This is a genomic window from Actinomyces gerencseriae DSM 6844 (genome assembly GCF_000429265.1).
Lineage (GTDB): Bacteria > Actinomycetota > Actinomycetes > Actinomycetales > Actinomycetaceae > Actinomyces > Actinomyces gerencseriae.
The window spans coordinates 98,913-110,700 of record NZ_AUBN01000012.1; the positions used below are offsets into that span (position 1 = coordinate 98,913).

5 protein-coding genes are annotated in these 11,788 nt (G+C 64.2%); 3 read left to right on the top strand and 2 right to left on the bottom strand.

What is annotated here, in order from left to right; translation table 11 throughout:
• The first annotated feature begins 158 nt into the window (after positions 1 to 158).
• From G448_RS0106310 to G448_RS18050, 3 genes are read left to right on the top strand one after another with little or no spacing between them, the layout of a single operon-like run.
• Complete coding sequence (locus tag G448_RS0106310) at positions 159 to 3,260, top strand: helicase-related protein (protein ID WP_245572212.1); 3,102 nt, start codon at positions 159 to 161, stop codon at positions 3,258 to 3,260.
• Positions 3,260 to 7,978, top strand: coding sequence for a hypothetical protein (locus tag G448_RS0106315; RefSeq protein WP_026407307.1), 4,719 nt, complete (start codon positions 3,260 to 3,262; stop codon positions 7,976 to 7,978). The genes G448_RS0106310 and G448_RS0106315 overlap by 1 nt, the downstream gene beginning before the upstream one ends.
• A gap of 52 nt (positions 7,979 to 8,030) precedes the next feature.
• Positions 8,031 to 9,338 carry a hypothetical protein gene (locus G448_RS18050; RefSeq protein WP_156910940.1) on the top strand — a complete coding sequence of 436 codons (1,308 nt, stop codon included), beginning with the start codon at positions 8,031 to 8,033 and terminating at the stop codon, positions 9,336 to 9,338.
• Between the two features lie 569 nt (positions 9,339 to 9,907).
• Here G448_RS18050 and G448_RS17440 read toward each other — a convergent pair.
• Both G448_RS17440 and G448_RS15385 read right to left on the bottom strand, forming a co-directional pair.
• A complete protein-coding gene (locus G448_RS17440; RefSeq protein ID WP_245572213.1) occupies positions 9,908 to 10,120 on the bottom strand; it encodes a hypothetical protein in 213 nt (70 codons plus the stop codon).
• A 162-nt stretch (positions 10,121 to 10,282) separates the two neighbouring features.
• The gene (locus tag G448_RS15385; RefSeq protein WP_169720823.1) at positions 10,283 to 11,176 is read right to left on the bottom strand and encodes a DNA-processing protein DprA; all 894 of its coding nucleotides are present in this window, start codon (positions 11,174 to 11,176) and stop codon (positions 10,283 to 10,285) included.
• Between the last annotated feature and the right edge of the window lie 612 nt (positions 11,177 to 11,788).

An 11,788-nucleotide genomic window follows, 5' to 3' on the forward strand; every position in this document is an offset into this window, starting at 1 on the left:
GTGCGACACATTCGTGACCGCGCAGGAATGGAAGCGGCTCCAGGCGCGGCCAGCCGCTCCCGCAACCCGCGCCCTCACGACCCCGGAACCGGGTCACAGATTGATCATGTGCTCGTCATGGCCCCGAGGATCCCGGTTCCCTCCCTAAGATCGTTCTCGTGACCACGGTCGTTCCTCCCGCCTCCCCCGCACCGGCGGTGGCCTCTCCTGCGCCGTCCCTCGACGTCGCACCGGGCTCCGTGGTCCGGGTGCGCGACGAGGACTGGCTCGTCACCCAGGTCTCCATGACCTCTGACGGCACGCTGGTGACGGTGCAGGGCCTGTCCGAGCTGGTCCGGGACACCACGGCGCAGTTTTTCGCGGGCATCGACCGCATCGTCCCGGTGGACCCGCGCCGCACCCGCGTCATCGCCGACGCCTCCACCCGACATCGGCTCTCGCGCCTGTGGCTGGAGGCGACGCTGCGCAAGACGGCGCTGCCGGCGAGCTCCACGGACCTGGCCGTCGTCGGCGATGTCCTGGCGGACCCCCTGGCCTACCAGCTGACGGCGGTGCGCCAGGCCCTGGACCCGGCGAACCTGCGCCCGCGCATCCTGCTGGCGGACACCGTGGGCCTGGGCAAGACCCTGGAGATCGGCATGATCCTGGCCGAGCTCGTGCGCCGCGGCCGGGGCGACCGCATCCTCATCGTCACGCCCCGCCACGTGCTCGAGCAGATGCAGCACGAGATGTGGTCGCGCTTCGCACTGCCCTTCGTGCGCCTGGACTCGGTGGGGATCCAGCGGGTGCGCCGCTCGGTGCCGGCCTCGCGCAACCCGTTCTCGGTGTTCCACCGCGCGATCATCTCCATCGACACCCTGAAGTCGGACCGCTACCTCAACCATCTGCGCAAGCAGCGCTGGGACGCGGTGGTCATCGACGAGTCCCACAACGTCACCAACAAGGGCACGCTCAACAACCGGCTCGCGGACATCCTGGCCCGCCAGACCGACGCCCTCATCCTGGCCTCGGCCACGCCCCACAACGGCGACCCGAAGTCCTTCGCCGAGCTCATCCGCCTGCTGGAGCCGACGGCGGTGCGCGCGGACGGCTCCCTCGACGAGGAGGCGGTGCGTCGCCTCGTCATCCGCCGCCACCGCCACTCCGACGAGGTGCGCGACGTCGTGGGCGGCCGGTGGAAGGAGCGCCTGACGCCGGTCAACAAGCTGGTGGCGCCCTCCCCGGCTGAGGACGCGGTGGCGGGCGAGCTCTCGCGCACCTGGCTTCACGGCGGCGACGGCGCCGCCCCGCCCGGCGGCCGGAAGGCAGGCTCGCGCGGCGACTCGCTATTCGCCTGGACCCTGGCCAAGTCCTTCCTGTCCTCACCGGCGGCCCTGATCCAGACGATCGACGAGCGCCTGTCCCGGCGCCGCAACCGGGCGGCGGGCCCGGACGGCCCGGAGCCCTCGGAGCAGTCGCAGGCCCTGGCCCGCCTGCGCGAGTTGGCCACCCGGGCCAACACGACGGCCTCGGGCAAGTACCAGGCGCTGCTGGCCGAGCTGCGCCGCATCGGCATCTCCCGCTCCTCGGCCGAGCGCGTCGTCGTCTTCGCCGAGCGCATCGCGACGCTGACCTGGCTGGCCGAGCACCTGCGCGAGGACCTGCGCCTGCCGGCGGAGGCGGTGCGGGTCATGCACGGGAGCCTGTCGGACGTCGAGCAGCAGGAGATCGTGGAGCAGTTCCGCCAGGCTCACACGCCGGTGCGCGTCCTGGTGACCGGCGACGTCGCCTCGGAGGGCGTCAACCTGCACGCCCAGTGCCATGAGCTCGTCCACTACGACATCCCCTGGTCGCTCATCCGCATCGAGCAGCGCAATGGCCGCATCGACCGCTACGGCCAGAGCGTCTCCCCGCAGATCACGACGCTGCTGCTGAGCCCGTCGGACCCGCGCTTCTCCGGCGACGTGCGAGTGCTCACGCGCCTGATGGAGAAGGAGGACCAGGCGCACCGGGCCCTGGGCGACGCCGCCTCCCTCATGGGCCTGTACTCGGGTGAGAAGGAGGAGGCGGCGATCCGCGAGGCGCTGGCAGCCGGGGAGGATATTGACGAGGTCGTGCCCGACGCCGACGACGCACTCGCTCTGGACCCCATGGCCGCCCTATTCGCAAGGCTCACGGGTACGGCCGAGGCCCGGGGCGGCGACGACGCACTCGCCGGTGCCGACGACTCCCCCGCACCCGGCGATCCGAGCGATTCCGGTGATCCGGACGGTCCGGCCGACTCCGCCAACGCTGCCGCTCCGGCCACCCCCACCCGGCCCGCCGCCCCGCTGCCGACGTCGACGCTGTACGAGACCCAGCTGGACTACCTGCGCCAGGCGCTCACCGAGCTCTATGAGCGCCCCGAGGAGGCCGAGCAGCGCCAGACCGGCGGCGGGGGCGTCTCGTGGCGCGAGCACGGCCCGCAGCACGTGGTGGAGATGGTGCCCCCGGCGGGGCTGCGCCATCGCCTGTCGGTACTGCCGCAGTCCTACCTGCGCGAGCGCCGCGTCCAGGAGCACCTGCTGCTGGCCACCACGCAGGCGAAGGGCGCGCGTCTTCTCACGGAGGCCCTGCGCGACTCCTCGGACTCCTCCTGGCCGGAGGCCCACTACCTGGGGCCCTTGCACCCGGTGCTGGACTGGGTCGGCGACCGGGTCCTGGCCAAGCTCGGCCGCTCCTCGGTGTTCGCGGTGCGCGGCGATGTGGACTCGCCGACCGTCCTGCTACTGGGGACGCTGACGAACCGCGCGGGCAGGACGGTGTCGATGGTGTGCGTCAGTGCCGCCTTCCCGTACCTGGACCCGGCGGCAGCCGGCGCAGACCTGGCTGCGGGCCGGAAGTTCGAGCCGGTGGCGATCGGGCAGGTGCACGACTCCCCCACCGCCATGTTCGCCTCGGCGGGCATCTCCCGTCAGCTGCGGAACTCCGGGCCGGTGACGGACACCGGCCTGCTGGAGGAACTCATCTCCCCGGCGGTGGACGCGGCCGAGAGTCAGATGGCGCTGACCGTCCAGGCGGCGAGCCGCCAGGCGCGCGAGCGCGTGGATGCCTGGGCGGAGCACGCAAACGCCTGGGATGACGAGGCCGGTCTCCTCATCCAGAACCGCCACCTGCGCGCGCAGCGCTCCACGGTGGCTCAGGAGCGCGAGCTCATGGACCAGCACCTGCCCGCGCACACGCTGGTGCGCCCGCTGCTGGTCGTCGTACCACAGGACTTCGGGACGGAAGGGGAGTGCTGATGGCGGCATCGGACGCGCTGGTCGTCGGCGAGGACTGGATCAGCGAGCACTACTTCACCACCGACGCCGTCAAGGAGTCCTTCCTGGCGCGGGTGCTGGAGCGCCGCAAGGAGTGGGAGACCCTGGAGAAGCCGGCCGATCCCAGTACCGCTCCGACGCCGACGCCCCGCTCCCGGTTCCGCTCCGAGCGCTCCCACCTGGAAGAGCTGCTGGCGGCCCTTCCCGCCGACGACGCCGGTTCCCTGACCAGTGCCGCCCTGGAGGCGGCCGAACGGCTCGATGCGCTCCTGCGCGAGATCCTGGGCTTCGCCTCACCGGAGTACCGCCTGACCGAGCGGGGCCCGGTGACCCTGGTGAGGCCGGTGGGCGATGAGGGCCCGGCCCCGTTGGCGCTGCTGCGGGCCCGCCCGGTGACGACGGTGGAGGACCTGCTGGTCAAGGACGCCCCCACGCTCGCCGAGTCCTGGGAGCCGGTGGATCTGGCCGACCCTGACGCCCCGGTGCTGGAGGGCTCCGAGCCGGTGGAGTCGGTGTCCCGGGCGCTGTCGACGCTCATGACCGATGAGCACGGTCCGGCCTTCGCCCTGGTCCTGGCGGGCCAGTGGGCGCTGGTGGCGGAGCGGGAGCGGTGGCCGGAGGGCCGCTGGCTGGCAGTCAACGTGCAGCTCGTCGTCGAACGCCATGAAACCACGCGCGGAGGCGAGGTGGAGCGGGCCCTGACCTGCCTGGATGCCCGCTCCCTGGTGCCGACGGCGGAGGGCGAGACCTGGTGGGCGGCCACCCTGGAGGACTCGGCGGCCCACACGGTGGGGGTCTCGAAGGACCTGCGTGAGGGCGTGCGCGCCTCGATCGAGATCATCGCGAATGAGGTGGTGCGCCGTCGCTCCGCCCGGGGGCTGGAGCCGCTGGCCCAAAAGCGGGCGCAGGACCTGGCCCTGCAGTCGCTGCGGTACATCTACCGGATCATCTTCCTGCTGTACGCGGAGGCGAGTCCCGAGCTGGGGGTCCTGCCGGTGGGCGCCACCGAGTACGACGCCGGCTACGGCCTGGATCGTCTGCGCGAGCTGGCCTTGAGGGAGCTGCATGAGGAGTCGGCCCAGGCGGGCACGCACATCTATGACTCCCTGGACCGCCTGTTCCACCTGGTCGATGAGGGGCACAACGAGCAGGTGCCGGCCGCGCAGGAGGGCAGCTTCGACGGCCTGGTCTTCCGGCCGATGCGCGCCGACCTTTTCCGCCCGGTGGCGACCGCCCTCATCGACGAGGTGGGTCTGGGTAACGGGGCGCTGCTGCGGGTGCTGCGCCACCTGCTGCTGACCAGGGAGAACGGCAAGAGTGGCCGCGGCTTCATCTCCTATGTGGAGCTGGGCATCAACCAGCTGGGCGCCGTCTACGAGGGGCTCATGAGCTACTCGGGGTCCTTCGCCACCGAGCGCCTGTGGGAGGTGGCGCCGGGCGGCGATGCGTCGAAGGGCTCGTGGGTGGTGCCCGAGGACGTCATGAAGGGCCTGGAGGAGAAGGACTTCGTGACGGTGGAGGATGAGGTGACGGGTGAGCGCCGCAATGTCACCTATGAGAAGGGCCAGTTCGTTTACCGGCTTTCCGGCCGGGACCGGCAGCGCTCGGCTTCCTTCTACACCCCGGAGGTGCTGACGCGTTTCACGGTGCAGCAGGCGCTGGAGGAGCTGCTGGATCAGGATGGGCGGACGACGAGCGCGGAGGAGATTCTGCACCTGACGGTGTGTGAGCCGGCGCTGGGGTCGGGGGCCTTCGCGATTGAGGCGGTGCGACAGCTGGCGGAGCAGTACCTCTCGCGGCGTGAGCGTGAGCTGGGCCGGCGCGTAGATCCTGAGGAGCGGCCCCGGGAGCTGGCGAAGGTGAAGGCGTATCTCGCCTTGCACCAGGTCTACGGAGTGGACCTCAATGCGACGGCGGTGGAGCTGGCGGAGGTGTCCCTGTGGTTGGACACGATGGTGGAGGGGCTGGCGGCCCCGTGGTTCGGGCTGCGTCTGCGGCGCGGTAACTCGCTGGTGGGGGCGCGCCGAGCTCTGTACTTCACCCCCCAGCTGAAGAAGCGGGCCTGGCTGTCGGCCGCTCCGGTGGCCGAGCCACTGAGCCAGGTGGCGGCCGCAGTCGACGACGCCGATGCCGCCTCCCGGCACCGGATCGGTGGGGCACTGGACGTCTCCGGGAGCATCCATCACTTCCTGTTGCCGGCCAAGGGCTGGGGCAGCGCGGTGGAGGTTCCCAAGCAGGTGCGGGACCTGGTTGATGCCGGCCGGCTTAAGGCCCTCAAGGCCTGGCGCAGGGAGACCACGAAGGCACCGAATAAGACCCAGACCGAGCGGCTGACGGCCCTGGCCCGGCGCGTGGAGGTCCTGTGGGAGATGACCCTGCGGCGCCTGCGGGTGGCGGAGACGGAGGCCTCGCGGCGCATCGATCTGTGGGGCCGCGAGACGCAGGACGACGCCGGTTCAACGGTGTCCCGCGAAGACATCGAGGCGTATCTAGCGGCGCCGGGCTCGGCGTATCGGCGGCTGCGGCTGGTCATGGATGCGTGGTGCACCCTGTGGTACTGGCCGCTGACCACGGAGGTAACCCCGCCGAGCCTCGATGAGTGGCTGGGTGCCCTGGAGGGTCTGCTGGGTAAGCAGGTCAAGGACGCCAAGGGCACCGACGGAACCCTGGTGGATGCCTCCTCATGGGCGGAGCTGGAGACCATGGAGGAGGTTGAGCTCGGTCTCGCCGGCGCTCGCCGGGTGGAGGCGGTCATTGACGAGCACCAGTGGCTCGCCGTGGTCCAGGAGGTGGCGGAGGCGCAGGGCTTCTTCCACTGGGAGCTGGACTTCGCCACCGTCTTCGCCCGCGGAGGCTTCGACCTCCAAGTGGGGAACCCGCCGTGGGTGAGGCCCCGCACCGATGTTACTGGTCTTCTCTCTGAGGGAGATCCCTGGTGGTCACTCAGCAACAAGCCGTCTGTCACCGCAAAGAACGAACGCATGCCACACACCTTGGCTCGTCCTGGAGTCCTACGCACAGTCCTTGACGGAACCGCTGAGGTCATCGTGCTCTCTGAGCTCCTGAGCGAACCGGCTGTCTATCCGCTCCTCAGCGGCCAGCCGGATCTCTACCGCGCATTCATGTGCCAGGTGTGGCAGCACCAAAGCCAGGGCGGAACGTCGGGGCTCATCCATCTAGAAAGTCATTTCACTGACTCGAAGACTCAAAGTCTTCGAGCAGCATCTTACCGTCATTTGCGTCGACATTGGCAGTTCATCAATGAACTTCACCTCTTTGACATCCAGAACCAGAAACAATACGGCGTTAATGTCTACTCCACCGAACAGGACCCCTACTTCCTACACGCAGTATCTCTCTATCATCCAGAGACTGTAATGCGTTCACTCAAACACGATGGTTCAGGAGAAGAACCGGGCTTCAGAGATCCTCGCACCGGCTTCTGGGACCTCCGCCCACACTCGGCTCGCATACAACTTGTTGACATTCCGACCCTTCAGTCTTGGCAAGCCGTCACTGAATCCAGCGATTGGCATTCCACTTCTATGGTGTCAACCGTCAACTCCACCACATCACGGACGCTTGCAACCCTTGCCCACAGACCACGCATCAATTCACTGGAACTTCGTCACTCCAGAGGATGGGACGAGTCAATCGATCGCCAGAAGGGGAGATTTATCCGGTCATGGGGCCCCTCTTCCTGGGACGACGCAATCATTCAAGGATCGCATCTCTACGCGTCCACGCCGTTATACAAGCAGCCGAACCGGACAATGGCTAACCAACGCGACTGGACGTCAACCGACCTGGAAGCACTTGCCCCGAGCGCACAGCCCGTTACCCAGTACAAGCCTGCGGGCGACCGCGCCACCTACGACCGTCTCTACACCCACTGGGACGGCTCCCCCGCTCGCGACCACTACCGCATCGCCTGGCGCCGTATGGCCCCTCTGACCGGAGAAAGAACTCTTGCGTCAGCAATCATTCCTCCCGGTCCAGCACACATTGACGGCGTTTTCTCAGCAGCCTCTAAAACACCTTCCGATACCCCACTCGTAGCAGCCACATTATCCACACCGCTCAGCGACCTATTGATTCGAGCAGGCGCAAACACCAACATTCGCGAACGTGCAATCAGTCGCCTTGCTCTACCATCTTCAACTTCACCCCTAGCGAAGCAAATTACGCTGAGGGCACTTCGCCTGAACTGCCTCACAGATGCCTACGCCGATCTGTGGACAGAGTGCTGGGATGAGTCGTTCCTGACTGATATTCCAATTCTGGAGCGCTATGACGAGCGTCCGATTGGTCCGGAGTGGACAGCGGATACGCCGTTGCGTCGGGCGGAGGATCGTCGCAATGCCCAGACGGAGATTGATGTCATGGCGGCAATGATGCTGGGGGTGCCGATCGAGGACTTGTGCACGATCTACCGCACCCAGTTTGCCGTCCTCTATGACTACGACCATGGCCGTGGCCAGGGCGCCTACGTCTACGATACGAACGGCCGCCAGCTGCCGACTCCGGTCCGCCAGGCCTGGGAGAAGCGCCATCGCCCTACCTCCAACGAGGACATGCCATTATCGGAGCGCACTCACACCCACCCTGGCTCCGACGTCTCCTACGTCTACGACCTCCCCTTCCGCATCCGCGACCGCGAATCCGACTTCCGCCGCATCCACACTCATCTATCCGACTAGAGCCCAGGCTGTAATACTCACCGACACGCCACACCTTCGAAAAGGAGAGCTTATGACCGCCCCTTCCAGCATCAAGCAAGCAGATGAGGTTTTCGGAATTTCACCGAATATCCACAAGGATTCTTACGTCGATAGAGGCAGACTTGACGCCAAGATGAAACGACTACTTAAACGCGACCAGCACATAGCATTAAAAGCCCCCTCCAAGGCAGGGAAAACCTGGCTGAGAAAGAAAGCGCTCAATAATCCCATTGAAATTCAGTGTCGAGTAGGCCAGAGTGTCGACGAAATTTACACGAACGCTCTAGCCGCTCTTGGTATTAAACTAGAAATCACACGCACTCGAACCAACTCATTCTCCGGACACGCAGAAGCCGAAGGAGAAGGCGCACTCAGCATATTTGTAAGGGCTTGCGCGAAAATAGGCGGAGCAATCGGACGCGAAAACACCGCAACATACCAACAACTCAGGCAGAGTGTAACCAACCTCAATTTTATCGCCGAGTGCATCAAGGAGTCTGGACGACGTTTAGTGGTCGAGGACTTTCATTACCTCCCCAAGGACCAACGGAAACTATTTGCTTATGAAATGAAGGCACTCTGGGAGCTCGGAGTTTTCGTTGTCGTCGTAGGCATTTGGGAAGAAACAAACTATCTATTGTCTCTAAATCACGATCTCGCAGGACGCATCGAAGAAGTTTCCGTTAGATGGAGCCACGAAGAACTTAAAGAAATCTTAATTTCTGGCGGCACAGCACTCAACATCCGTTTTTCAGAGGAAGTAATTAAAGAAATTACTCGATTCAGTTACAGTAGCGCCGGAATTCTTCAAGCTCTCGCATCCAGAACACTGGAAGCGGCAGGCATCGAAGAAACGCAGGAACACGAAACTGTAATTTCAGATATCGAATTGGCCAGAACAGCCGCAAAAAAGCAGGCGAAACAATCTCGTTCAATCTATGAAGATTTTGCAAAGAAAGTCGCGGTAGGGATTCGACGACGCAACAATTCGACTCACATTTACGCATATGCAATGGAGGCGATCATGAGGCACGACGATACGGAACTTGCTACAGGGGTTCCTGTTCACAGAATCTACGAACTGGCTCACGCAAGACAAGATAGAATCAATCTAGGCAACCTGCGCAACATTCTAAGAAAACTCGAATCTATCCAAACAGACGAGGATAGCCGAGGATTAATCCTCCTATACAGCGAGGATGACGATGTCGTTTCTGTTGTCGACCACCAGCTTTTACTTTATCGGCACTTCCGGGAAACCCCTTGGCCTTGGGATGTTATCATTTCAGAAATCGACAGAAACCCTTCGAATGGAGTCGACTACGAGAGAGACGAATAGGGATCGAGAAACAAGTAAGAACCGCTTTCTCGCCCCACAGAGCATCAGCAAGCCCCCGAGGTGAGGGCAACTGATTTAGTTTCAGAGCGAATGGTGTACCGCTGGTACGGGAGCACTGAACCCATAGGGGCGATGATTGGCGCTTAATCGGTCTCTCATCCTGAAAGTCCATGAGGATGCCATCAGCTCCCATGACCACCCTGTCATGCCGACCTCGATGAGACCCATTAGGAGAAGGAGCGCCCGAAAGATCCGTAAATCATGGCGGCCGAAAGAAGTGTATCACCCAGCGCAACCAAGGACAGTCTCCCACTGTCCTGCTGGTACATGCTTTCAGGCTGCGTGATGGTCGCTGAAGTCCCGCGAGGTGAGGTGGCACGGATCCACCTGAGAATCGACACTTTGGTCGTCGATGGCTCTGCACGCGATCGCGTTGCGCTGAGCTTAATCAGTGCTCATATCAGGCGACCAGATATGAGCAAGGACACAGTCGAATCGGCACCCCGTACCCCGCTGCCGGATCGGACTCGAGGAAACCGCATAGAGACGCTTGTTCGCACCTCGGCGAGTCATGTCCGCACGCCTCCGATGGCTTGCCATAACAGGCCAACATTACGTGCTTGCTTCACGGACTCATCGAGCGCGCGCCCAGTGGCGCGGAGTCGTATCTGCGCGACCACGACTCTCGTGAGGGCAGGATCATCGACCGTGGCTGCAGGATCCGGACCATCCCCATTATTGGCGTTCTCGATCTCGTCAAGCATCTCTTCGACGGTCTTCATACTTCACTCCCTCCTCAAGAGCTTCTCGTGCGCAAACATAGTATGAAAGACGAAGTCATCGCCATTGACGTCGACTTTGAGCAGGTGACTAGACCGAGAGAAGCCAACAGCGCAGCAGTGGCCATTCAACAACCACAGCGAGCTCGGAAGGCAGGATCACGGTCATGCGACGAGCTCACGCAGTAATTCTTCCGCTTGAGCACGCTCAGCCTGGAGGGCGCGTACCTGGTCCAAGACGTCGCTCGTGGAGTCAGCAACGCACGCCTGGCCGGTGCGAGCAAGATCCCGTCCCCAGGAGGTGGTCTCGGCTACGCGGCGAGCGAGAACGATTCCGCGTCCGTGTTTGACTGCCTTCTTTGTCTGGGAGCGAGTGCCTGAGTGCTCGGAGGCTGTAACAACGAAGGTGGTGATGCCGTAGCCGCTCATGACGGCGTTGCGCATCGGAAAGTTTGCAGGCTTCACTGGAGCATTCGGTTCGAACTGAGTCATGACCAGCCCGCGGTTGGCAACGATGCGCTCACGCAGGTTCTTGTTTGTCGCCGGGTAGATGCGCTCAAGCCCCGTGCCCATGACGGCGACAGTGCGTCCTCCGGCATCCAGGGCAGCGGTGTGGGCGGCAGTGTCAATGCCAGCGGCCAAGCCCGATACGACAGTCAGACCTGCCTCGACTACCGCTCTGGCGACGTAGTCGGCAACACGGAGAGCATCGTCGTCGGCATCGCGTGAGCCGACAATGCACACTCCCTGGTCTGCCGGGGTCAGGTCACCCTGGTAGTAGAGAAGAGCCGGCGCCTCGCGAACATCACGCAGACGTGCGGGGTACTGGTCAGCCAGTACAGAGACGAGTCCCATGCCCTGAGAGAGCCAGTTGTCGACGTCCTCGCGGGCTTGGCTCAAAGCCGGGTCATCGAGCAGGGAAGGACCAGCAATGTCGGCAAGGACTTCGCGGGGGTCGGCACTGTCCAGGAGAACCTGAACGCGATCAGGCTGAGACAGGCCGCGCTTCTTGATACGGGTGATAGCCAGGACCTGGGCGAGGGCTTCCGCGGTCTCCATAGCACTCATAGTAGCCAGGGGTGAGTTCAGAATGTCAGTGCAGGCTGACATCATGGGACGTGCCTCTCTTCGGCACCTTTTCCCGGAACGTCCATGTGTCCTTGCCGGGGAGGGAGGGCTTGGGAAGGAGGTGAGGGCCGTGTCCAAGCCGAAAGGCCGACGCGCACACGTCCGCAAGGACAAGGTAACGGCCCGGAAGGTGAGCGACATACTCAACTCGATCGCTCGCCTTGTCCGGGCCGTCGGTGTCCTTGTGGATGCCCTCAGCAAGTGGATCGGATAGGCCTTCCTCTTGCCAGGGGAGTCGCCCGGATGCGACCCGGGTGGCTCCCCACCATTATGGATTGCCCCGCTCAGCCCTGTCCACAGCGCGACGAGGCTCACTAAGGATCTCCGCAAACGAGGCTCGGAACCTCACGTTGAACCGCCCGCTCCCTTTCTCCCGAGGTCGGCCTTGACCTCGTCCCAGGGGATGGGGCCGTGCTCTGCGATCTCAGCCCGGGCGGCGGCGGCCTCGTCATCAAGAAGCGACTCGGACCGTTTCCTCTTCCTTTCCCTCGCTGCGGTAGCCTCTGAGTTGCGGGATCAATCTCCCGGAACGACGACGATCCG

Bases quoted from the DNA above. Each gene is read 5' to 3' on its own strand.
- G448_RS0106315 (WP_026407307.1), top strand. From the start codon at position 3,260: ATGGCGGCATCGGACGCGCTGGTCGTCGGCGAGGACTGGATCAGCGAG.
- G448_RS18050 (WP_156910940.1), top strand. From the start codon at position 8,031: ATGACCGCCCCTTCCAGCATCAAGCAAGCAGATGAGGTTTTCGGAATT.
- G448_RS17440 (WP_245572213.1), bottom strand. From the start codon at position 10,120: ATGAAGACCGTCGAAGAGATGCTTGACGAGATCGAGAACGCCAATAAT.
- G448_RS15385 (WP_169720823.1), bottom strand. From the start codon at position 11,176: ATGGAGACCGCGGAAGCCCTCGCCCAGGTCCTGGCTATCACCCGTATC.